This is a genomic window from Biomaibacter sp. TOL, assembly GCF_059717795.1.
In genome coordinates this window covers 301,786-324,542 of sequence record NZ_AP046092.1, presented here as the reverse complement: position 1 = coordinate 324,542, position 22,757 = coordinate 301,786, and the positions used below count along the sequence as shown (strand labels likewise).

Below are 22,757 nucleotides of genomic sequence, written 5' to 3'. Positions count from 1 at the left end.
TATAGAATAATAAAAAAGGTACTTTTGTCGGAGGGGCGGGTATGAATTTCAGAGAGCGCACCGAAAAACTTGAAGAAGAAATCCTTTCCCCCTATGCCGCTCTGAGCAGCCGGAGCAGGGGGAGAATGGTCCCTGAAGAAAAGTGCAGCGTACGCACGGAGTTTCAAAGGGACCGGGACAGGATACTTCATTCCAAGGCTTTCAGGCGTCTGAAGCATAAAACACAGGTATTCATTTCTCCTGAAGGCGATCATTACCGGACCCGTCTCACCCATACCCTGGAGGTTGCCCAGATAGCAAGGACTATCGCAAGAGCGCTGCGCCTGAATGAAGACCTTACAGAAGCTATCGCTCTGGGGCATGACCTGGGGCATACGCCTTTCGGCCATACGGGGGAAGAAGTCCTCAACCGGCTTATGAAAGCCGGTTTCCGTCATGAGGAACAGAGCCTCCGGGTGGTGGATATCCTGGAGAGTCGCAAAGGTCTGAATCTGACGTGGGAAGTAAGAGACGGTATAATCAATCATACCAGCAGGGGAGCTCCCCACACGCTGGAAGGCCAGATTGTAAAGATTTCCGACTGGATAGCATATATAAATCACGATATAGATGACGCCCTGAGAGCCGGAGTGCTGAAACCCGAAGACCTGCCGGAAGATTTGATAAGAATCCTGGGGGAAAAGCACAACCGGCGCATAGATACCATGATAAAAGATGTGATCGAGGAAAGCATGGATAAACCTATCATAACAATGAGTGAAAAAATAAAAGAGGCCACAACGGCTTTAAGGCAGTTTATGTTCGACAAAGTTTATGTAGGGTCCAGCGCAAAAGCACAGGAAAATAAAGCCAAGGTCATGTTAAAACTTCTTTTTGAATTCTTCCTGGAAAATCCGGACAAAATGCCCGAAGAATTCAACGCAATATCCGAAAAGGAAGGGGCGGAAAGGGGCGTTTGTGACTATATAGCGGGCATGACCGACAGTTTCGCTCTTGCCAAATTCAACGAATTTTTCATGCCTTCACCATGGCCTTTAAATTAGATAAAAAAATTAATGCAAAAAAAGAAGGAATAATAGACATTGACGTAGAATATTGTGTATGTAAAAAGAAGATGGGAGGAGATTTTATCCGACAATCCGTTTTTTGCACGGTAAATGTCTTAAAGCAGATGGAAATTCATACTCCTCATCTTTGACATGGGGGATTTTTTTTTAAAAGCCGGTGGTTGTGAATGGGGTTTTATTCTGAAGACATTATAAGTGAAATACGTTCAAGAGCGGATATAGTGGAGGTCATATCGCAATATGTTTCTCTGCAAAAGCGCGGTGAAAATTACGTTGGGCTGTGCCCCTTCCATTCTGAAAAAACCCCATCATTTCATGTAAGCGCTGAAAAGCAGTTGTTTTACTGCTTTGGATGCGGCGCCGGTGGGAATGTGTTTACATTTCTCATGAAAAAAGAAAATCTCAATTTCCCCGAGGCTGTCAGACTGCTTGCGGACAGGTTTCAGATAAGCCTTCCTTCGGGTGAATATGACAGGGGATTGACCCGAGATTTCCAACAAAAACGAGAACAGCTGCGTTTAAATAAATTGGCGGCAGAGTTTTACCACAATGTTTTGCTCAACACAAAAGAAGGTAGAAGAGGCCTAGAATATCTTAAAAAAAGGGGAATAACACCCGAGACTGTTGAACGGTTTCGATTGGGATATGCTCTGCCCGTATGGGACAGCCTGATCAGGTATTTTCAGTCTCAGGGCGTTGACATAAATACTTTGCAAAAAGTGGGACTCGTTATAGCCAGAAAGGATGGAAAGGGTTTTTATGACAGGTTCAGGGACAGAATCATGTTTCCCATCGAAGACGCTACAAAAAATGTGATTGGTTTTGGCGGCCGGATAATTGGGGCCGGGGAGCCAAAATATTTGAATTCTCCGGAAACCCCCGTTTTTTCCAAGGGAGAAAATCTGTATGCCATTTCGATGATAAAAAAAGATCCAGAATTGGATGTAATTGTAGTGGAGGGTTATATGGACTGCATATCCCTGCAGCAGAGCGGTTTTACTCAGACTGTTGCGTCTTTAGGTACCGCTCTCACCCAGATGCAGGCAAAACTGTTGAAAAAGTACACCGGCAGCGTAGTGCTGGCCTACGATACAGACTCTGCGGGCCAGGCGGCAACCCTGAGAGGCATGGAAATCCTGGCGAAAGAAGGCCTGAACGTAAAAGTCTTGAGGCTACCGGAAGGAAAAGATCCAGATGAGTTCATACGAAAAAATGGCAGTGAAGCCTTCAAAGAGCAACTGTCTGGAGCGCTGGAACATGTCGACTATAAACTGTATCTGGCAAAAAAAGATGCAGACATCACAAACTCCGCCGGTAAACTTAAATATATAAGAAAAGCCGTCAGAGTTTTATCAGAAATTGAAAATGAAGTGGAAAAGGAAGTATATATTCAAAAGACAGCATCGGAATTGAATATCCCGGTGCAGGTGTTGAAAGACGAAATAAAAAAGAATCGTTTTCCAGACAATGGATTTAAGTATAAAAAAAGCCCAACAAGGGATAATAATAAGGAATTTAGCAAAATATCACACATAACGGGAGCTTACAAGGCCGAAAGGATGATAATAAAACTTTTTATAGAGAACGAAGCAGTCAGGGAAAAGATTGTTAAAAACCTGATTCCCTCAAATTTTCTAAATGAGAGGACGCGCAAAATAGCCGACGTATTATTTGAAATGATGCGAGATGGAAGACACATAGAAAGAGATGAGGTGTTTAACCATCTGGACCAGGACGCCTCATCGGAACTGTCGGGCATAATCATGTCGAATTCGGAATTTCAGGAAGATGAAATGATAGATTCCCTTGTGAAGAAAATTAAGGAAAATTATCTGAAACATGCCATAAAACAGGTAAGGGAACAAATAAAAAAGGCTGAGGCCGTTGGAGAAAGAGAGGAGACCATAATTCTTTTGAATGCGTATCAAAAACTAAAATCCCAAATGGATGAATTGAAGGCTAATCTTACTGCGGAGAAGGGGGGAGTATAATGGCAAAAGCAGGTAAAGAAAATGTAAAAAAATCTCGAGATGATAAAATGAAAATCGTAAAAGACCTGATTGAAAAGGGCAAGAAAAACGGCATGCTGTCATACAAGGAAATCCTTGATGCTCTTGAAGATATGGAAGATCTTGATGCCGAACAGATCGACAAAATATACGAATCGCTGGAGGAAATGGGTATCGAGATCATCAACGATACCGAAGATGTGCCTGCAGAAGTGGTTCTGGAGGAGATTCCCGAAGAGGAAATTGATTTATCGGTGCCTGAGGGTGTTGCTATCGACGACCCCGTAAGGATGTACCTGAAGGAAATCGGCAAAGTGCCATTGCTCTCCGCCGAAGAGGAAATCGACCTTTCCAGACGCATAGAAAAGGGAGACAAAGAAGCCAAAAGGCGTCTGGCAGAAGCCAATCTCAGGCTGGTGGTAAGCATCGCCAAAAAATATGTAGGCAGGGGGATGCTGTTTCTTGACCTCATTCAAGAAGGAAACCTTGGCCTTATGAAAGCTGTAGAAAAATTCGATTACCGCAAGGGATACAAATTCAGCACTTACGCCACATGGTGGATAAGGCAGGCCATAACCAGGGCCATCGCCGACCAGGCCAGGACCATACGGATACCTGTGCACATGGTGGAGACCATCAACAAGCTCATCAGGATCCAGAGGCAGCTTCTTCAGGAACTGGGGCGCGACCCGCTTCCGGAGGAGATAGCCGAGGAAATGGAAATGCCTGTAGAAAAGGTCAGGGAGATAATGAAAATTTCCCAGGAACCCGTTTCCCTGGAAACACCCATCGGCGAGGAAGAGGACAGCCACCTAGGGGACTTTATCCCAGACGAGGATGCCCAGGCTCCCGCCGACGCCGCAGCTTACCTGCTATTGAAAGAACAGCTGGAGGATGTGCTGGAAACCCTTACACCGAGGGAGGAAAAAGTTTTGAGGCTCAGATTCGGGCTGGATGACGGCAAGCCCAGGACTCTTGAAGAAGTGGGCCAGGTATTCGGTGTAACCAGGGAAAGGATCCGCCAGATAGAAGCCAAAGCCTTGAGGAAGCTCCGCCATCCCAGCAGGAGCAAAAAACTGAAGGATTTTCTTGAGTGATTTAAAATAGTGGGGCAGTGTCTCCACTTTTTTTGCAAAAAGAATGAGGTAAAGATGAAAATAGATCTGAACAACAGGTTGTTATCGATTGCGAACATGATTCCCAGAGGGCATGTGGTGGCCGATATCGGCACTGATCATGCGTATCTTCCCATATATTTAATTCAAGAGAGCATTTCCCCCAGGGTTATCGCCACAGAGATAAGGCAGGGCCCATACAAAAGAGCCCTTATAAACGTCAGGAAAGCCGGGCTTCAAGATTTTATCGAGGTGCGGTGCGGGCCCGGACTGAAAGTTTTATATCCGGGGGAAGCAGGGACCGCCGTTATAGCCGGCATGGGCGGTGAAACCATAGCGGGTATCATACGGGAATCAAGGCCGGTGGCTGACTCCCTGAATCTTATGGTGCTTCAACCCATGAGAAACCTGGCCAATCTCAGAAAAAATCTTTTCGCCATGGGGTTTAAAATAATTGACGAGGACGTGGCTATCGAAGATTCAAGATACTATGTGATAATGGCGGTATGCCGTCAGCCTCCGGGTCCTTTTGACGACGTCGACATCGCCGTGGGGCCCGTGATTCGCCAAAAAAAGACCTCCGGAGCCCTGGCATATGTCGAGCATAAAATAGCGGTCCTTGAAGGGCTGATAGAGCCTCTGAAAACAATAGAAACCGCCCCGGGGCAAAAAGCTCTGGCGCAGTATGAAAGAGAGCTTAAGATGTGGAAGGAGGTATTGAAATGATTTCCTGTCAAACCGTAGTAAACATGATAGAAAAACTGGCGCCCAAAAAAATGGCCCTGGAATGGGACAACCCGGGCCTTGCGGTGGGAGACTTTGCGGCAAAAATAAATAAAATCCTTATAACGCTGACCGTCACTTTCGAAGTGATAAGCTATGCAGCAAAAAACGGATTTAATATGATTATTTCCCATCATCCCATGATTTTCAAACCCATCAAGTCTCTAAGAAGGGACCTGCCGCTCGGAAAAATGTTGTATGAAGCCGTAAAGCATGACATAAACATATATTCCGCCCATACCAATCTGGATATAGCACAAGACGGAGTCAACGATGTGCTGGCCGGGGTCCTGGAACTGGAGGATGTCACCCCGCTGAAAAAAACATCCGAGGAAGCGCTGAAAAAAATAACGGTTTTTGTGCCCAAGGGTTACGAAGACGCCGTAAGAAATGCCATGGGAGACGCGGGGGCAGGATTCATAGGCAATTACAGCCACTGCAGTTTCAATGTGGCAGGAACAGGAACTTTTAAACCCGGCGAAGGGACAAAGCCGTTTATCGGCGAAAAAGGGAAGATTGAAACTGTGGAAGAGGTCAGGATAGAGACCATAGTCCCCGAAGCCCTTGTCAGAAAAGTAATAAATGCCATGATAAAGGTGCACCCGTACGAAGAGGTAGCATATGACATATATCCCCTGGAAAATACGGGAAAAGACTTCGGCCTGGGCAGAGTTGGAAAAATGAAAAATCCCGTTTCTCTGAAAAGTTTATGCGAAATCGTAAAACAAAAACTTTCCATACCTTATGTGAAAGTAAGCGGGGAGCCGGCTAGAGAGATTTCAAAAGTGGCGGTCTGCGGAGGCGCCGGAGGGGATCTGATTTCTGCCGCCGCCTTCGCCGGGGCGGATGTACTCATCACCGGCGATGTCAAATATCACGATGCCCTGGAAGCAAAAGCATCAGGGCTTGCCGTTATAGATGCGGGTCATTTTTCAACCGAAAACCTGGTGCTGCCGGTGCTGGTCCGCCATCTGCAGACAGAGTTGAGTCTTGCTGGAGAAAATATTGAGATTCAAATTTACGAAGATAAGGATCCTTTTAGCATTGTTTAGAGAATAGGAAATAAAGCCTATTCTCTTTTATTTTTTAAATTAAAACTATAAGGAGGGACTTGAATGATAGGCGAACAGCTTCAAAAGCTCTACAACCTCCAGGAACTGGAGAAACAATCCCAACAAATGGAGGCCGATTTAAAAAAACATTCCGGCAAAAAAGAACTTAGGGATTTAAGAAAAGCAATAGAACAGGCAGAAATATCCTGCAATGATATGGGCGAGAAAATCGCTGCCTTAAAAAAAGAACTGGCAAGAACAAATCTTAAATCCAAGGAATTGGATAGTGAAATTAAGACGCTGGAAAAAAAGATTTACAGCGGGGAAGTAAAAACCATGAAAGAACTGAGCAAACTCCAGGGAAAGCAGGAAACCGTACGAAAAGCCGCCGATGAAAATGACGAAAAAGCGTTGAAACTTATGGAAGAACTGGAAGAGCTGGAAAAAATATTTTATAGGGAAAAACAGGAAGTGATAAATATGAAAAGGGAATACAATCAAAAAAGATTGAAAACCTTAGAAGAAATTGATAAAATAAAAGTTGAACTGGAGAGAGTAAATAAAGAGAGGGATAAGCTTTTGACCAATATCTCTTCAGAGCTTTTAGACAAATACGAAAAGGTAAAAAAACAAAAAAAAGAACCTGTTGCCTTTGTTCTAAGCGGCAAATGCAGCGGATGTAGAATGGAAGTGTCGGTTATGGTAGCTCGGGAGGTGAACCGTCACGAGAGCATAGTTTATTGCGAAAGTTGCGGAAGAATTCTCATTTAGAATATTGCGGGAGGTAATATGAGAAAGATCACAGTTTATACTGATGGAGCTTCCCGGGGCAATCCCGGAGATGCGGGAATTGGCATTGTTTTTATCGACGAAAGCGGTACTGTAGTTAAAGAAATAAGCGATTACATCGGTCAAACCACCAACAACATAGCAGAATATACCGCTCTGATCAGGGCACTAAATGAAGCCATTGAGATGAATTGTGACGAGATAGACATCATTTCCGACAGTGAGCTGATGGTAAAACAATTAAATGGTGAATACCAGGTTAAAAATGAAGGTATTAAAGGCTTATATAAACAAGTTCAGGATCTTCTGAAAGAATTCAAATCATATTCCGTTACCCACGTCCGGCGCGAACAGAACAAGAGAGCCGACGAACTGGCCAACCGTGGAATAGACGAAGCCCTGGACGAGGAAGAAATAGAACTGTAATTTAACAGTCGCATCACAGTCAACCTTGTTAAAATTACCAGTATACTAAAATAAAAGACTGTGATTAGACGACTGCAGCTCCAAGGGAGCTGCACAAAGTCGCATCACAGTCAACCTTGTTAAAATTACCAGTATACTAAAATAAAAGACTGTGATATAATATAATTCCTCCAAAGCAAATCATAATGATGAGCAGGTTAGATGGTCGCGAGCTTCGGCTCGAGGAAAGTCCGAGCTCCACAGGGCAGGGTGCTGGGTAATACCCAGTGAGGGTGACCTCAAGGACAGTGCAACAGAGATATACCGCCATTCAGATGCCAGAAGTCGGATGTGGGAAGTCAGAATTAATGCGAGCATAAGATAATTGTTGCTCTAGTCTGACTTCTGACCTCCGATTTCTGACATCTGTTGTGGTAAGGGTGGAAAGGCGAGGTAAGAGCTCACCAGCGGAATGGCGACTTTCCGGCTATGTAAACCCCACCTGGAGCAAGACCAAATAGAGGAGCAATTGCGGTGGCCCGCCGCGCTCCCGGGTAAGGTCGCTAGAGGTGTCAGGCAACTGGCATCCGAGATAGATGACCATCCACGACAGAACTCGGCTTACAGACCTGCTCGCTTCAAAGATAAAAACGCCTTTCAAAGGGCGTTTTTTTGTATAAAGAAGTTATATTTATTTAATTGTTGGGCAAGAAAATTGCAAAAAAAAGGATTTAAATTTGGGATAGAGAATATAATAAAACATCTATACCACTTTGTTGTATTTCCATAGTAATTTTGGTAGTCGGTACCCACATCTCCTGATTCCTGGGGTGGCCGATGCCTGTTCCACTCTCAAAACTACTATTAAAATAATATGTCCTTTGTTTTTTTATAGTCAAAAATGGAGAAGATTTTGGTCAAAGGGATTTACAAATCTTCTTCAATGTTATATAATGGAAACAGAACATATGTTTTCGCGGGATAGGGGGATAACAAATGAAGGCTACAGGGGGTTTTTTTAAGAAAAAAAGAAAATGGTCTTTTATTAAAGATAGTATACTTGAATGGTACCTAACTCCCTATTTTGCAAAAATATTATCTACACGTAAACCTGTTGTCATAGTGGATTGCATTGCCGGTATGGGGAAGTTTGAGGATGGGAATGACGGCTCTCCTTTGATTATTGCAAAAAAGATTCAATCTATACTTAATGAAGGTAAACGTACCGATATTTATGGGTTTTTTATTGAGAAGAAATATGCCAAAGAACTAAAGGAGAATCTTAACGGTTTTGTAAATTGTAAAGTGATTGAAGGAACTTTTGAGGAAAATTTTGACATCATACTTAAACCCAATAGAAATATATTTTTATATATAGATCCTTACGGAATTAAAAGTCTTGATTTTAAAAGATTTACCAAATTAAAGGATAGTGGTTTTTATTCCTATGAAATGCTGATGAACTTCAACTCCTTCGGATTTCTACGGGAAGGTTGCCGCTTAATGAAGTACCAGTATAGTATCGATTGCATTGATTGTGCCAATGACGATGATGTATTTTATGAGGTAGAACAAATTGATACTCCAAGTGGTATTAAATTACTAAACAGTATTGCGAATGGTGAGTACTGGCAAGACATCCTTGCGAAGTATCATTTAGGCGAATATAATATGTTCAAGGCTGAAGAGCTTTTTGTAAGCGAGTATATAAAAAGATTAAAGAACGAGAAAGTTTTTAAATACACTGTTAATATCCCTGTAAAGCTTAATACGACGAACATACCTAAATACCGATTGATTTTCGGCACAAATCACTATGAGGGATTATTCCTTATGTGTAATAATATGAACAGAAAATGGAAACAAATATTGGATAACCAGCGGAACGGTCAAATGGTGCTGTTTGAGTATGATTACCCTGATAGAAGTATTATTGGAGATTTTGACTTGAGGAAAGGAGTAATTTCAATATTAAAAAAACAAGAGTGTCCTTTGAAACTGATTGATCTATATTGCAAGCTTATTGAAAAGTTCGGCATTGCATACTCATTATCAGACTTTAGGGCAGCCTTGAAAGATATGGAAGATGAAAAGATTATTAAAGTAGATCGAACCCCCTCGAAAACAATAACTGGTAGGCCTGCAGTCGGATTTGATTATAAAAAATATAAAATTGAGGTGAAACTAACCGATGAAGCAAGTTACAAAATACATATCGAGGAAAACTCTACTGTATAAGACGGGTGTAGAATATGGTGATTATACTATAAACCATGTGCAGGGATGTTCGCATGGATGTCGGTACCCATGTTATGCTTTTTTAATGGCAAAAAGGTTTGGCAAAATATGCACATATGAAGAGTGGCTTGAGCCGCAAGTGGTTCAAAATGCGTTAACTTTGCTTGAAAAAGAGATTCCAAAATTAAGGGCAAAAATCAAATCGGTACATCTTTGTTTTACTACTGATCCTTTTATGTTTGATTATCCTGAAATCAACAAGTTAAGTGTAGATATAATTAATATGCTCAATAGTGCGGGAATTAAATGTACTGCATTGACAAAAGGCATGTTACCCAAAGAACTTGCGGATTTAAGCAAGGAAAACGAGTATGGTATAACGCTTATTTCGTTGAATGAAGATTACAGGAAAAAATATGAGCCTTATTCGGCTACATATCAACAGCGAATAGAAAGCCTTTATTACCTACATGAAAAGGGATATAAAACCTGGGTAAGCATTGAGCCATATCCTACACCAAATATAATAGATCAGGATTTTTCCGAAATACTAAAATCAGTTGCTTTTGTCGATAAGATTATTTTCGGAAGGTTAAATTATAATCCAAAGGTTACAGAGTATAAAGGCTATAAAACATTTTATGATTTATTAAGCGAACAGGTAATAGAATTCTGTAAGTCAAAAAATATGGAATATCATATCAAAGATGGTACGATGTCAGATAAAGAATGTAGGGATACGGCCGTAATATAATTTACTCAACTTTCGCAGGAACAAAGTGCCAACTTTTTCTTAAGGAAAGTGGGCAGACAAGACATAAAATAATCTAAAAACTCACTGATTGCTTCCTTTGAAAGCACGAGCTTTTCACGCAAAGCAGTCTTAAGAGCATCAATCAATAGCTACAAAGCTTCCATGAACTTTATATCCTGAAGCTCATCACAGAAGTAATAGAACAAGCCTCCTATAGTCCGCAAATCCTTGTTATTGCGGTTTTCAACAGCCAGCATGATGTACCTTGCAAAAACAATAGTAGTATGGGCAACAATGGAATCATAAGAACGCCCCTGAAACTCTTTTGCAAGACTAAGGTAAGACTTGCATATCCTGAAAAATATCTCAATATCCCAGCGCTTGCCATATATCCTTATGATTTCTTCATCAGAAAGCGTTGTATCTGTAGAAATAATGGCAAGCCAGTTGCAAGATCGCCTTGAAAACTGTAATAAATTTTCTCCATGCCCTTAACCATGGCTATGACGTTAAGGTTTAATCCGAGGATCTTCAACAATATGCTTGGGTAAGTAAACCAGCTATCAAACAGCACATATTTTGCAGGGATGTTATTCTCCACTGCCTGTTTTAGCAGGTCTATCATGGCATCGGTTTCTTTCGCGAGTGAAGAGATTCGGCGCTTGTAGCCTATGCTCCTTTTATCAATTTCACTGTTCATAGGTTGCAACCTGTTTTCAGAAGTTTGTGCACTCAAGAGGTTGAAGCCGAGCGGGATGAAGGTATTTCCATCAGACCATCCAAGGGTGAGAAGTCTGAACCCCTTAACGTATTTTTGTGCCACATGGTCTCTTACTCTGGCTAAAAGTTCGACAACCTTGCTTCTATTCCTACTGTATATAGAATCGTCTATTATTCAAATTGGAATTTTGCGACTCCAGAATCCTGTAAAGATTCTTACCGGAGAATACAAGAATGAACAGGAACTTGAAAACAGCATAGCATGAAATTCCCTTTTTCTTATAGAAATTGCTCTGTTTTAGTAGGAACCATATGCGATTTTCTTTTAAAAAATTGTCAACAGTTGAGGAAAAGCGGTTTTCATTTTCGTTATAATGAGATATAATGGACATTGCAAGGATCTTCCTTTCTTGTATATTTTGTCCAATTCCATTATATCACAAAAAGGAAGCTCCTTGCATTTTTGTTTGCTTATTTTTATTGATTTATCAAGGTTTGTACCTATAGTTTGATCTGCGAAAGTTGAGTTGAGTAATATAATAATATAATGTCAACATGACTAAATATAATTGCTTTTATCTTTATTTACAATGCCGTTGAAAATTTATGTCAATAAATAACATTGTACCGGAACAGTGTTTACGTCAGTTAGTAAAACAAGGTAAAAAATACGGCGGTTTAATGTGAAAAAGCATTGAACGGATGTGATGATTATAGCGATATATTTATAACGGCGCCTACGGGTTCGGGCAAGTCTCTGTTATTTCAATTACCGGCCATACAAAGTGCTGAAAAATGGAAAGCCGTCACTATAGTTATAACACCATTAATAGCATTAATGAGGGACCAGGTAACTAAATTGACGGAAGAAAATGAAGTAGAATTTGCTACATTAATTGATAGGGAGGGGATACTGTGAAAAAGTTTTTATGCTATTTAACTGCACTGGCTATTTTCGCCGTCATATTTTCTGCTCAAGTCATGACATTTGCCTCGGAAGCATCGGAATATGGTCAGAAAATACCGTTTATAACTAGTGATATGGAAGATGTGGATTTTGAGTTTGAAAATTTATATGCTGTGATAAAAGGAGAAAACATTGAGTTCATAATAAAATTTTCCGGTAAAATTCATTTTTATTCTTTTTTTAATCCGCCAGACGGTAATAAAATTATGATAGCAGGTGAAACAACCGATAAGCAAAACCAGAACGGCATCATAAGAATAAGTATCCCACTTGAGGAATTCAAAAAATACGGTGAAATTACCATACAACTTAGAGACGAATATTCAAATGCGGGCTGGATATTTTTGCGCCCGAAAGTGTTAGATTATGATTCGATACCTAAAGTTTTCAGCTTTAAAGACCCAAAATTTGAAAGTTTGGTAAAAGAAGCGATTGGTAAGAATTCAGACGATATTTTTGTCAATGAATTATCTAATATCCGCAAACTGGATATCAGTCAAAAACAAATCACTGACATAAGCGGCATAAAATATTTATCCAATCTTGAAGAATTGAATATGGCTAACAACGGAGTCGCTGATATCAGTGAGCTAAATGTATTAAAGAATCTCAAAGTCTTAAATGCAAGTTCAAATGTCATTAGCAATATAGATGCCTTAAAAGGACTAGAAGCGTTGACCATATTGGATTTGTCACATAACCAGATAGAGGACATTTCAGTGCTGTCCTGTTTACCCGACCTGGTTTCTCTAAAGATCAATGATAATAACATCAGGCACATAGAAGCTTTAAGGGATCTAAGCAAATTAACTTCACTATTTATTGGGAACAACCCGGTTTTAGACTATGAGCCGGTATCATCGATATATAAGAATATAAAAGAATGTGATTTTGGAGCAAAAATTATTGAATACAAGATCAAGAATGGAGAAATAAATGATCTAAATATGGCAAAGGAATATGAAAATGAGATAATTACATACGTGACATCAAGGTTTAAAGATATTAAGCGGAATGATTGGTTTATAAAGAACGTGTCCTATCTTGTCGGTTTGAATATAATTGATGGTTATCCGGATGAGACATTTAAACCGGAAGGAAATGTTACAGTCGATGCTTTTTTGAAGATGGTTGTGACCTCATTGGGCTACAAACTGGCCAATGGAAGCGAGTATTGGGCAACTCCTTATATAGAAAAGGCAAAGGAACTGGGACTTATTATTGAAGGGGAATACACGAGTTATACATTACAGATTACCAGGCAGGAAATGGCTAGAATTATAATAAGAGCTCTTAATGAAGATTATAATGAGGATTTAATACAGCATGCCAAATATCTTAAAGATTATGATAAATTCAGTGATGAGTATAGAAAATATATTATAAAAGCTTACGAGATGGGCATCATTACCGGTTATCCGGATGGTTCTTTCAAACCGAATGAACTTGCTTCCAGAGCCACAGCAGCTGTGATGATCAGCCGCATGCTGGACAGAAGCTTAAGAGTTCTCCCCGGTGAGTAAACACAAAGCAACACCGACGGTTCTTTCACGAACCGGGGGCTAGTTCCCCGGTTCGAATTTGGTATGAGTTGCCAGGAGGGTATAATGATCCCAGAAAACAAGACAGATAAAAAGGTCAAATATGGATACCGCAGGATGACAACCATTCTGAACAGAGATTATGGCATTCTTATCAACCGAAAAAGGACCCGCCGCTATATGAGAGAATGGGTATACATGGTTTTTGCTCCAGCCCCAACCTCAGTAAGCGCCTACGTGGTAAATACGTGTATCCTTATCTGCAAAATGGTCTGAACATTGACCGGCCGAATCAGGTATGGTCTGTAGATATAATATAATGCCGGATGAAGCGTGGCTTTCGTATATGGGCTGCCATCATAGAATGGTATTCCCCATATATCGGTTAGCTTTGCGTTGTTATGGAATATAATTGAAGACTATTTTTTAGGAAGAGATGAAAGAATATCAGCGTTTTTAGGTATTAGCTGAATTCCAAGTATTTTGTGTAGTATAAATTACCCTTTTTGGCTTATTTACCCAAAAAATCATTAAAATAGGGCAGTATTCTATCGATATGAAAATTGATAAATTTATAAAACCGTGATATACTAAAACATAATAAACAAATTTTTTATATCTATAATCCTTATTCAATCAAATCAATAGACTATGTCCACTAGGGGAGCGGATAGCTGAGAAAGCAAGGGTAAGCCCTTGCTGACCCTTTAAACCTGATCTAGGTAATGCTAGCGCAGGGAAGTGGCTTGAGAAAAAGCCGTGACTTTGCGTTACGGCTTTTTTATCTACTCTCCGGACATAGCCAATTCGCTATGGGATGGAGAGGAGGTGATTTATGTGAACTATCTTGTCAGTGTATTTCAGGACCTGACCGAGCTTACCCCCCTTACCCTTTCATTGCTGGCAGCAATTGTGTTGACGGCGGTGCTGCTTATGATATTAGGGCCAAGGGCAAATTTCAATTCCAGGGCCATCGTATATGGAGGACTGTGCACGGCCATAGCCTTTGTGCTGTCCTATGTAAGATTGTATCACTGGCCTCAGGGCGGGTCGATAACCCCTGCCAGCATGCTGCCCATGTTTGTCTATGCCAGTATATTCGGGCCCGCCGCTGGAATAGCTGCAGGGGCTGTTTACGGCATCCTGCAACTTATACAGGATCCTTTTATTGTTCACCCGGTCCAGGTGCTTCTGGATTATATTATAGCCTTTGCCGCTCTAGGCCTTGCGGGCTTCTGCAGAAAGAATATAAGTGCAGGCGTATTGCTGGGAGGATTTGGCCGCTTTTTCTCCAGCTTTCTTTCCGGCGTCATATTTTTTGCTTCCTATGCGCCGGAGAATATGAGCCCCGTAGTCTACTCCATACTGGTGAACGGCATGATTATCGGGACCGATACCCTTATTTGCTTTGTTGTATCGCTCCTGCCGCAGGTCCGGACTCTGGTGGAAAGATTAAAAAAGAACGTCGCAACCCAGGCGGGTCAACAGGTTTACAATTAATCTGAAAAATGCTGCTCAAAACGGTGTAGAAGCTGGAAAATAGGAAGATAGGAGCTTAAAAGTGCAAGTATAAAAAGGCAAGAAATGTAAGGGAAGGGGTCTTAATGCCTCTTCTCTTTTTAATTGCGCTGCGTGCCTTTCAAATCCGTATTTTGCCGGATTGTAAAAGTCCGGTGCCGGTAGCTTGACATTGATTTGTTAACCCATTGAGTAAAGTGCCGTTTTTATGGTAAATTATTGATATCGAACACCACAAAATGGGGGTCTTCAAAAATGTCCTTCAAAAAAATTTTACCGATAATAGCTATTTTGACAGTTTTCTTCAGCTTTTCAATAGGTTTTCATGGCCAGGCGGCTTCCCAGGAAAATATTAAAATCTACATAGGCGGCGAGGAAAAATTGTTTGATGTGCCGCCTCAAGTTTTCAACGGTTACACCTTCTTACCCATGCGCGGCATCTTTGAAAGCCTTGGTGCACAGGTTTTCTGGGATAACGCCCAAAGACGAGTCACCGCCGTCCGCAAAGCTGTTAAAATATCGCTGAAGGTGGGCGAAACCTCTGCTACTGTCAATGGCAAATCCGTTAGATTGGACAAAGCTCCTTTGGTCTATAAAGGTACCACTATGGTGCCGGTGAGATTTGTCAGCGAAGCCCTGGGAGAAACGGTGGAGTGGGACAAAAACGCCCGCTCGGTGTACATCGGCGGCAGGCCCTACATATCATCCGAGACAAAGCAGGTTAAAGTGAATGGAAAAACCTTTAACCTCAATATAGTAAGGGTAGATCTGAACAATAAGAAAATCGGCATGAAAATTGTGCTGGCAAAGGATGCCCTGGGCTTTACAGAATCGTTAAAAGATATAGCAAAAAGAAATCATGCTCTGGCAGCCATTAACGGTACATATTTTAATGCCTACGAAGATTTAAAGGAACCTACGGGCAATATTATGGTAGACCATCGGGTGGTGCACCTGGGAAACTACGGAACTACTTTCGGTTTTACCGATGACAATCAGGTCAAATTTGATGTGGTTAAATTTGAGATAGACGGCATTACGAACAAAGATGGCCGGGACATAGAATGGGCACCCTATGCAATAAACCGAACTCCTCCTGCAAATTTAAGCACCATAGTGTTATATACTCCAGATCGTGGAAGTGAAACTCGGTTTAATAGCGGAATCTCGGTCGTGGTGGAAAACGGCGTTATCACCAAACATTTAAAAGGAAATGTTGTTATTCCCAAGAACGGGTTTGTGGTGAATCTTTCGGGCACCGAAACCAGGTACCTCGATAGATTCCCGATAGGAGGCAAAGCTTCGTTTTCACCGGCATTTGAACCATCCGGCACCGATGTATCCTTCTGGCAAAAAGCCGCCGGAGCTCTGGGAGTCGGCCCCAGGCTCATTACCGATGGAAAAATTACTGTAGATCCCATAAGTGAAGGGTTTTCCAGCGAAAAAATATTGAGTTATTCTATGGCAAGAAGCGCCATCGGGGTTACGGCAAACAATATGCTTCTTATGGTGACAGTAAACAGGGCAACCATACGAGAACTGGCATCCATTATGCATTCTCTGGGAGCCTACAATGCCATGAACCTGGATGGCGGAGCTTCCAGTGGACTTTATTATGGCGGCAGATACCTTACCGCTCCGGGTAGGGACCTGAGCAATGCATTGATAATATATAAAAAGAATGATTGATTATAAAAATACTCAAAGGTGTGGCGCACCTATAAGTCATAGAGAAAAGAAAATCCAAGAAAGAAAAACAAAAATAATTTTCGTGCCTCAGCTCTGAGGGGTATCCCACTTCTTTATTTTTTCCGTAGTTACAAGATACAAAATCTTCTAGGGCTTCATCCGTAGGATATTCGGTCTTAGTTTTAGTGACTTTTTCGTAATTGTCTATGGTAGCCTTTTTATTTCAAGACATTAATTCAATGCATCATATTGCAATTAAGCACACGTAAAATTAGAAGAAAAACTGAACGAGCTTAGCTTTAATATGCGTTTGAATTAAACTTTGACGAATCCCTCTTTTCTTTATCCATTATTCTTGACTTATTTATCCATTATGTTAATATATTATTATAAAATTCATAGGAAGTATAACTAATGGGTAGTTATTTTGAAGAGGTTATAAAATACTTTTTCACTATTTGTGGGGATGGTAAGATTTAAATGGTTATTCGCAAGCTTTTGATTATTTTATTAATGGTTCTGCTTTTAACCGGCTGCAGTCAAAATTCCTCTAATCTTATTTACAATAAAGAAAAAATTGATATGATAGATATCCAGGGAGTCAATGAATCAAACTCTACAGTTCATTACCCACCAATAGAAGATTTACCCACAATAAAAAAGATATTAAGTTTGATAGATAATATCGAAGTTAGAAAATTATCACCAGATGAAGAAAATAAGATTTTAGTTAACGGTAAAAAAATGCAGCAAAAAGGCAACTACTTTATTTCATTTGATAATACAAAAGAAACCAGTCCTGCAAAATCTCTCTGCGGGCTTCTTATTATTTTAAAAGAAGGTAAATTAATTTTCTCGGATATAAAGACAATGACAGGCAAACAGAGAACCGTTTCATACATTCCGGTTGATGATGTTTCGGACATAGTCCAGGAGTTGTTAAAAATAATAGAAAATCGCTAAAATGAAAAGTTCAATATGGTTATATTAGTTATATTCAGGGCCTGTTTTTGATTAATAATCAATAAAGTAGTTATTCAAGTTATTTTGTATTGCTATTTTTATTCCCAAAGATGCTGTGAAGTGTATCAATAATTGCAAAAGTACAAGAAATTATTATACCTCCAAGAATATATAATGCAGTTTTAATAGTCGATAATGAATTTATAACAATATGTGGATTTCTAAGAAAAAAGGACATCAGCTATCCCATATGATAAGAGAAACATTAAATAGATTGTTAGAAGACCTATTAAGATATACTTTATATATTTTCTCTGATCCATTTGAAAGCCTCCTATGATTTTTTACAATGCTATTTTATTAAAATATTCTACGGAAGTAAATATTTTTTTTAACTTCCGTAGAATATTTTGTCACTCTGCGACAAGGGACGGTTCTAGTTTTGTCGCATTTGAGAATCTAAATACAATATTTTTACTGATACCAAAGATCCTTACCAATTCTTTGATGGCCATTCACGACTTCTTCTTGATATTCAGTAAAACTATATACTCTTTCTTCTCTGTCTTTTTCTCATTCAGGCTATATCCAAGGCTTTTCAGTAATTTTTCTATCATATGATCTGCGTACGATCCGCATTTAACCGGTTTTCTGGCTTTTCAGCTTTATTAACTATATCTATGAATTCGTCTTTTAAAATAATTTAAAACAAGGGAGGATGTGACAAAAGATAGAATCATCCCCTGTCGTACATTGACAGCGGGAGTGCGACAAATGACGAACCGTCCCCTGTAGCACCCGGAAGTACCAAGAAAATTGAAACACTTCGCAAGACAGAGATCGCGCTGGGCGCGGGGAATGTTTGAAGGGCTGAAAACGGCAGGTCCGTGGAAACAGCAGAGACTGTTTTCCATATTTTTAATCAGCATAGATATTTTGATTCCATTAATAGATATTGCTTTTACTTTTATTTGGATACCTGGCCTAATATTAGCATTTTTTGGTAAATATTACATTGTAGGACCTTACACCCTTTTTGTGCTTCCTTTAAATTTTCTGGTAACCCTGCTTATGTACATATATCAAAAAAATGTTTTTGATTTTTTAAATTTGAGAGTCCGAAAAAACAGAGCAGGATATTTGGTTTATTTGTTATTTTATCAAATAATACACTCTCCTATTGCAGTCTGGGGTTATATCCAGGAACTTTTGAAAATGCGTAGAATATGGAAATGATATATTTTATTCCATGAAGTGAATTACCGGAGGTATTAATTGATGAATGCATCTATACCTAAGAAAATCCTGATCGTGGAAGACAGCAGGCTAAATGCACAAATAACGTCAGATATTTTAAGTAAATACGGATACAAAACAGAAATGGTACGTACAGGAGAAGAAGCTGTAGAAAAAGCCCGCAGCAGCCAAGGCACTGATCTCATCCTGATGGATATAGAACTTGGGAGGAAAATCGACGGGATAGATACGGCACGCATAATACAGCGGTTTAAAGACATTCCCATCGTATTCCTAACTGCCCATACCGGCAAAGAAATAATGGAAAAAATCCGGTCGGTTAAAGGTTACGGATATATTCTGAAAGGTGTCGACGAATATGTGCTGGTATCTACAGTGGAAATGGCACTTAAACTTCACGAAGCAAATATCCGGGTAAAGCAAAGTGAAGAGCTGTTCCGCAATATGTTTGAAACCAATGAAGCGGTGATGCTGCTTATTGAACCGGAGTCGGGCCACATTATTGATGCCAACAGGGCTGCCTGCCGTTTCTATGGTTATCCGAAGGAAACTCTGCTGCAGATGGATATGGGAGCAATTAATCTCTCTTCCGACATAAATGGTGAGCAAGAATATATGGAAACTTTTAAAAACAACTGCAATCCCTGTATTTGTGTCCATCGCCTGGCCAGTGGACAAGAGCGGATGGTTGAAATATATTCATCCCCTGTCAATTATCCGGGGAAGGTGCTGCTTTATTTAATCATCTTTGACATTACCGCGCGCTGGCAGGCTGAAAAAGAATTAAAATTTTACCGGTACCTGTTCGAAAATTCATTGAACGAAATCTATATATTTCACCCCGAAACATTAAAATTTATTGCAGTAAACCGCGGTGCCAGAGAAAACCTGGGATATACCCAGGAAGAACTGAATGAGATGACCCCCCTTGACCTGAAGCCGGATTTCGACCTGCAGAGCTACAGAGAACTCCTTGCTCCTCTATCTGAAGGGAAACAGGAGCGCATTATTTTTAACACACTACACCGCAGGAAAGATGGTTCTCTATATCCTGCAGACGCACGCGGCGGAATGGGAAGCCGTTTTCAATAATTATGCTCGACTTAGACCACTTCAAGAACGTAAACGACCGTTTCGGCCACGCTGCAGGGGATATGGTTCTCAAGAGTGTTGCTGATATGATAAAAGGGAGGATACGTAAAACAGACTATTTTGCGCGCTGGGGTGGAGAGGAATTTATAATTCTTTTGCCAGAAACTTCTGTGGAATATGCAGCAGGTTTAGCAGAAGAGCTTCGAGAAAGGCTGAGCAGCATGACCTTACCGGAAGTAGGGCGTGTGACGGCGAGCTTCGGTGTAGCCGGTTACAGAACATCGGATACAATTGATACCATCCTCATGCGGGCAGACAGCATGCTGTATGAAGCAAAGGCTGCGGGGAGGAATTGCGTAAAAAGCCAGTAGAGAAGGGGTGACGAGCTAGGGGCAGCAAAGATTTATTAATCACCACTCTGGTTTCCACCGTAGACAGCATTTCTGTCTTTAAACGTACCTTGTAAAAAAGGCCAGAAAAAGTATATCTAGAAAGGAGGACAATGAAAAGGCTGCTTTCTTTTTAAAGTTAAACAGTTCAAAGTGGCCTTCATAAAAGTGCATGGAAGAAAAAAATGATAAAAAATGCATTCTTATAGTGGATGATTCCGCAATAATACGATTTATGGTCAAAGAGATATTGGAAGCAGAGGGTTATGATATTGAAACGGCCAGTACCGCAGAAGAAGCGATGTTAAAAATAAAAAAGAAGAATAAAGAATTATTTGACCTGGTAATAGTAGATATCAATCTACCTCGCCAAGACGGTTTTGCACTTATGGAGAAAATAAAATCATGTTCAGAATATAAAGATGTTCCTGTGATGATACTAAGCGGAGATGCCACAGCTTCCTCAGTTATGCGTGCGATAGAAATGGGTGCAGTAGAATATCTAAGCCCATAATTCGCAGGTCACCGAATTCGTATCATGGCAAGTAAAAACACACAAAATTTTATCAAGAAAAGCTAATAGGCAGAATATTCTGAGAAGGTACAAGCCCACTCAATGTCGAATATATACAATAACTTCTGATATTGAGGTGGGAACAGCATGGCTAACAAATATTACCATAGGCGGCAAGACCGTCCGCCATTACGGACTTTTAATCCCCGGCCATCTAAAATATTCAAATTCAAACAAGAAAAGATCCTGGGCTCCTTGTACCTGATAAAACCCTTGTTGGAGAGAATGAACATCAAATCAACTATCGATTCTATCATCCCCGAACGTAAAGAAAACGGACAGATACTTACCACTGGAGAAGTAGCAGAAATACTTGTAGCCAATCGCCTGCATCATCCCCTGCCGATGAAAGATATACAAACCTGGGCAGAGGTATGCGGCATCAAAGAATTATTCGATGTTGAGCCGAACAATCTTAATGACGACAGAATCGCAAGATGCCTGGAAGATCTTTCACAGTATTTTGAAGAGATCCAGACAAAGCTGGTCATGAAAATCATTCAGGAATTCAATCTGCACCCCGAAGAAATTCTATGGGACACAACTTCCATCTACTTCGAAGGAGACTATGATGAAGCCGAGATTGTGCAATTCGGTTACGGAGACAAACCGGACTTAAAACAGATAAAACTTGCCCTGAATGTAGAAAAAGACTCCGGTGTACCCTTGCGGGGCAGCGTTATTAAAGGCAATCTGAACGATCCATCCATTGTAGTGGAGAACATGAAAAAACTACGCAATCATCTTAATAAAGAAGACATTCTTTTTACCGGAGATAACGCTGTAGGCACTATCCCAAACTGCCTTCTGCTGAATAAAAACAACATCAGATTCATCGCACCCAGCCCTGCATCAAGCCTTTTTGAAGAAGCCATCCGTTCTGTTACTGTGGAAGAATTAGACGGTTGTATTTTTCCGGATAAAGATGGGACACCAAAATTTAAAGTAACAGAACGGGGAGTTTACATTCACCTTCAAGACAAAAAGAAACAACAAGAACTCAAAGACGCCCCCGAATTCTGGGCTCGTTGCTTAATAATCTGGAGCAAGAGCCGTGCCAAGCTGGATCGAGAAAAAAGAGAAAAATATATGTCTGATATAAAAGAACGTCTAGAAGAAATAGCTACAACAAAGTTAAACATGCGGCGCTACAAAAACAAAGAGTATGCCCAAAAGCAGGTTGACAACTGCTTTCAAGGGCCAAAATCCTACCTTCGCATAATCTTTGGCAATCCTACAGTAGAAGAAAAAGACGGTCAGCTCCAGCTTGTTTACAGCATAGATAAACAACTGCTGGCTGAGATAGAAAAACAAGATGGTCTTTATCCTGTCGTTACTAATGTCTATGACTACGAAAAATACTCTACAAGGGAACTGTTTCTGAGAACCCGAAAAAAATACAGTGTTGAACAACCCATGAGATACCTTAAATCGAAGATTAAAGTAAGGCCGATATTTTTACATAGAGAAGAACGGATTAAAGGGTTAACCCTGATCACGTTCATAGCTCTTATGGCTTACTGCATCTTGGAGCACCTTATCAAACAAAACATTGATCCAAAGGGAACCACCCACCAGCTTATGAAAGAATTTGCGGCCATAGTCTTTTCGGAAGGGGAGATGCTGGACGGTACTTATTTTTATACTGTCGGCAATGTAAAAGAGCGGCATATCCAGCTGATATATAAGCTTGGGCTTGCTGTAGGAAGTTATGCTGTGCTTTCCGAGGTGCAGCAGGAGTAGATTCGTTTATTTGCTATCTGCTTGGAAGAATACGATGTGCCTAACCTGCGAATTATGGGCTAAGTAAACCATTTAAAACAGAGGAACTTGTA

Annotated in this window: 19 protein-coding genes, 1 other RNA gene, 2 pseudogenes and 1 riboswitch; of the genes and pseudogenes, 21 read left to right on the top strand and 1 reads right to left on the bottom strand. The window is 40.6% G+C overall.

Features of this window, described 5'->3' with window-relative positions; all coding sequences use genetic code 11:
• Nucleotides 1-41 precede the first annotated feature (41 nt).
• The 10 genes from AC6I1H_RS01720 (at nucleotide 42) to AC6I1H_RS01675 (ending at nucleotide 10,212) form a co-directional block, all read left to right on the top strand.
• Nucleotides 42-1,043, top strand: a complete 1,002-nt coding sequence (locus AC6I1H_RS01720; protein WP_497739322.1) for a deoxyguanosinetriphosphate triphosphohydrolase — start codon at nucleotides 42-44, stop codon at nucleotides 1,041-1,043.
• A 191-nt stretch (nucleotides 1,044-1,234) separates the two neighbouring features.
• Nucleotides 1,235-3,058, top strand: a complete 1,824-nt coding sequence (gene dnaG / locus AC6I1H_RS01715) for a DNA primase (protein WP_497739321.1) — start codon at nucleotides 1,235-1,237, stop codon at nucleotides 3,056-3,058.
• Nucleotides 3,058-4,173 carry an RNA polymerase sigma factor RpoD gene (rpoD, locus tag AC6I1H_RS01710; protein ID WP_497739320.1) on the top strand — a complete coding sequence of 372 codons (1,116 nt, stop codon included), beginning with the start codon at nucleotides 3,058-3,060 and terminating at the stop codon, nucleotides 4,171-4,173. Before dnaG ends, rpoD begins: the two co-directional genes overlap by 1 nt.
• A gap of 54 nt (nucleotides 4,174-4,227) precedes the next feature.
• A complete protein-coding gene (locus AC6I1H_RS01705) occupies nucleotides 4,228-4,917 on the top strand; it encodes a tRNA (adenine(22)-N(1))-methyltransferase (RefSeq protein ID WP_497739319.1) in 690 nt (229 codons plus the stop codon).
• A complete protein-coding gene (locus AC6I1H_RS01700; RefSeq protein ID WP_497739318.1) occupies nucleotides 4,914-6,026 on the top strand; it encodes a Nif3-like dinuclear metal center hexameric protein in 1,113 nt (370 codons plus the stop codon). The genes AC6I1H_RS01705 and AC6I1H_RS01700 overlap by 4 nt, the downstream gene beginning before the upstream one ends.
• Nucleotides 6,027-6,089: 63 nt before the next feature.
• Nucleotides 6,090-6,797, top strand: coding sequence for a zinc ribbon domain-containing protein (locus AC6I1H_RS01695; protein WP_497739317.1), 708 nt, complete (start codon nucleotides 6,090-6,092; stop codon nucleotides 6,795-6,797).
• A gap of 18 nt (nucleotides 6,798-6,815) precedes the next feature.
• Nucleotides 6,816-7,241 (top strand): ribonuclease HI family protein, encoded by a 426-nt coding sequence (locus AC6I1H_RS01690; RefSeq protein WP_497739316.1) that lies wholly within the window; start codon nucleotides 6,816-6,818, stop codon nucleotides 7,239-7,241.
• A 189-nt stretch (nucleotides 7,242-7,430) separates the two neighbouring features.
• Nucleotides 7,431-7,860: RNase P RNA component class A (rnpB, locus tag AC6I1H_RS01685), an RNA gene on the top strand.
• Between the two features lie 356 nt (nucleotides 7,861-8,216).
• Complete coding sequence (gene tcmP / locus AC6I1H_RS01680; RefSeq protein ID WP_497739315.1) at nucleotides 8,217-9,458, top strand: three-Cys-motif partner protein TcmP; 1,242 nt, start codon at nucleotides 8,217-8,219, stop codon at nucleotides 9,456-9,458.
• Entirely contained in the window at nucleotides 9,412-10,212 is an 801-nt protein-coding gene (locus tag AC6I1H_RS01675; protein WP_497739314.1) for a radical SAM protein, read from the top strand. The genes tcmP and AC6I1H_RS01675 overlap by 47 nt, the downstream gene beginning before the upstream one ends.
• Before the next feature lie 5 nt (nucleotides 10,213-10,217).
• Here AC6I1H_RS01675 and AC6I1H_RS01670 read toward each other — a convergent pair.
• Nucleotides 10,218-11,324: pseudogene (locus AC6I1H_RS01670) on the bottom strand (transposase).
• 302 nt (nucleotides 11,325-11,626) lie between these two features.
• Here AC6I1H_RS01670 and AC6I1H_RS01665 point away from each other — a divergent pair.
• From AC6I1H_RS01665 to AC6I1H_RS01615, 11 genes and pseudogenes are all read left to right on the top strand, one after another.
• Nucleotides 11,627-11,851, top strand: a complete 225-nt coding sequence (locus AC6I1H_RS01665) for a DEAD/DEAH box helicase (protein WP_497739313.1) — start codon at nucleotides 11,627-11,629, stop codon at nucleotides 11,849-11,851.
• Nucleotides 11,848-13,422 carry an S-layer homology domain-containing protein gene (locus AC6I1H_RS01660; RefSeq protein WP_497739312.1) on the top strand — a complete coding sequence of 525 codons (1,575 nt, stop codon included), beginning with the start codon at nucleotides 11,848-11,850 and terminating at the stop codon, nucleotides 13,420-13,422. The genes AC6I1H_RS01665 and AC6I1H_RS01660 overlap by 4 nt, the downstream gene beginning before the upstream one ends.
• 117 nt (nucleotides 13,423-13,539) lie before the next feature.
• Nucleotides 13,540-13,823: pseudogene (locus AC6I1H_RS01655) on the top strand (IS3 family transposase); the annotation flags it as partial.
• Between the two features lie 267 nt (nucleotides 13,824-14,090).
• A riboswitch (TPP riboswitch) is annotated at nucleotides 14,091-14,197 on the top strand.
• An 80-nt stretch (nucleotides 14,198-14,277) separates the two neighbouring features.
• Nucleotides 14,278-14,940 (top strand): energy-coupled thiamine transporter ThiT, encoded by a 663-nt coding sequence (gene thiT / locus AC6I1H_RS01650; RefSeq protein WP_497739311.1) that lies wholly within the window; start codon nucleotides 14,278-14,280, stop codon nucleotides 14,938-14,940.
• Nucleotides 14,941-15,213: 273 nt separating this feature from the next.
• On the top strand, nucleotides 15,214-16,647 hold the full coding sequence (locus AC6I1H_RS01645; protein WP_497739310.1) for a stalk domain-containing protein: 1,434 nt from the start codon (nucleotides 15,214-15,216) through the stop codon (nucleotides 16,645-16,647).
• Nucleotides 16,648-17,127: 480 nt separating this feature from the next.
• Entirely contained in the window at nucleotides 17,128-17,610 is a 483-nt protein-coding gene (locus AC6I1H_RS01640; RefSeq protein WP_497739309.1) for a hypothetical protein, read from the top strand.
• Nucleotides 17,611-18,468: 858 nt separating this feature from the next.
• Nucleotides 18,469-18,846 carry a hypothetical protein gene (locus AC6I1H_RS01635; protein WP_497739308.1) on the top strand — a complete coding sequence of 126 codons (378 nt, stop codon included), beginning with the start codon at nucleotides 18,469-18,471 and terminating at the stop codon, nucleotides 18,844-18,846.
• Between the two features lie 42 nt (nucleotides 18,847-18,888).
• Complete coding sequence (locus tag AC6I1H_RS01630) at nucleotides 18,889-19,959, top strand: PAS domain S-box protein (protein WP_497739307.1); 1,071 nt, start codon at nucleotides 18,889-18,891, stop codon at nucleotides 19,957-19,959.
• Nucleotides 19,960-19,961: 2 nt separating this feature from the next.
• Nucleotides 19,962-20,330: a GGDEF domain-containing protein gene (locus AC6I1H_RS01625; RefSeq protein ID WP_497739306.1), complete on the top strand. Its 369-nt coding sequence runs from the start codon at nucleotides 19,962-19,964 to the stop codon at nucleotides 20,328-20,330.
• A 190-nt stretch (nucleotides 20,331-20,520) separates the two neighbouring features.
• Nucleotides 20,521-20,862: a response regulator gene (locus AC6I1H_RS01620; protein ID WP_497739305.1), complete on the top strand. Its 342-nt coding sequence runs from the start codon at nucleotides 20,521-20,523 to the stop codon at nucleotides 20,860-20,862.
• Nucleotides 20,863-21,009: 147 nt separating this feature from the next.
• Entirely contained in the window at nucleotides 21,010-22,665 is a 1,656-nt protein-coding gene (locus AC6I1H_RS01615; protein WP_497739304.1) for an IS1634 family transposase, read from the top strand.
• The last annotated feature ends 92 nt before the right edge of the window (nucleotides 22,666-22,757 follow it).

Bases quoted from the DNA above. Each gene is read 5' to 3' on its own strand.
- AC6I1H_RS01615 (WP_497739304.1), top strand. From the start codon at position 21,010: ATGGCTAACAAATATTACCATAGGCGGCAAGACCGTCCGCCATTACGG.
- AC6I1H_RS01720 (WP_497739322.1), top strand. From the start codon at position 42: ATGAATTTCAGAGAGCGCACCGAAAAACTTGAAGAAGAAATCCTTTCC.
- AC6I1H_RS01705 (WP_497739319.1), top strand. From the start codon at position 4,228: ATGAAAATAGATCTGAACAACAGGTTGTTATCGATTGCGAACATGATT.
- AC6I1H_RS01625 (WP_497739306.1), top strand. From the start codon at position 19,962: ATGCTCGACTTAGACCACTTCAAGAACGTAAACGACCGTTTCGGCCAC.
- dnaG (WP_497739321.1), top strand. From the start codon at position 1,235: ATGGGGTTTTATTCTGAAGACATTATAAGTGAAATACGTTCAAGAGCG.
- AC6I1H_RS01700 (WP_497739318.1), top strand. From the start codon at position 4,914: ATGATTTCCTGTCAAACCGTAGTAAACATGATAGAAAAACTGGCGCCC.
- rpoD (WP_497739320.1), top strand. From the start codon at position 3,058: ATGGCAAAAGCAGGTAAAGAAAATGTAAAAAAATCTCGAGATGATAAA.
- AC6I1H_RS01630 (WP_497739307.1), top strand. From the start codon at position 18,889: ATGAATGCATCTATACCTAAGAAAATCCTGATCGTGGAAGACAGCAGG.
- AC6I1H_RS01635 (WP_497739308.1), top strand. From the start codon at position 18,469: ATGTTTGAAGGGCTGAAAACGGCAGGTCCGTGGAAACAGCAGAGACTG.
- AC6I1H_RS01675 (WP_497739314.1), top strand. From the start codon at position 9,412: ATGAAGCAAGTTACAAAATACATATCGAGGAAAACTCTACTGTATAAG.
- tcmP (WP_497739315.1), top strand. From the start codon at position 8,217: ATGAAGGCTACAGGGGGTTTTTTTAAGAAAAAAAGAAAATGGTCTTTT.
- AC6I1H_RS01645 (WP_497739310.1), top strand. From the start codon at position 15,214: ATGTCCTTCAAAAAAATTTTACCGATAATAGCTATTTTGACAGTTTTC.
- AC6I1H_RS01620 (WP_497739305.1), top strand. From the start codon at position 20,521: ATGGAAGAAAAAAATGATAAAAAATGCATTCTTATAGTGGATGATTCC.
- AC6I1H_RS01690 (WP_497739316.1), top strand. From the start codon at position 6,816: ATGAGAAAGATCACAGTTTATACTGATGGAGCTTCCCGGGGCAATCCC.
- AC6I1H_RS01640 (WP_497739309.1), top strand. From the start codon at position 17,128: ATGGTTATTCGCAAGCTTTTGATTATTTTATTAATGGTTCTGCTTTTA.
- AC6I1H_RS01695 (WP_497739317.1), top strand. From the start codon at position 6,090: ATGATAGGCGAACAGCTTCAAAAGCTCTACAACCTCCAGGAACTGGAG.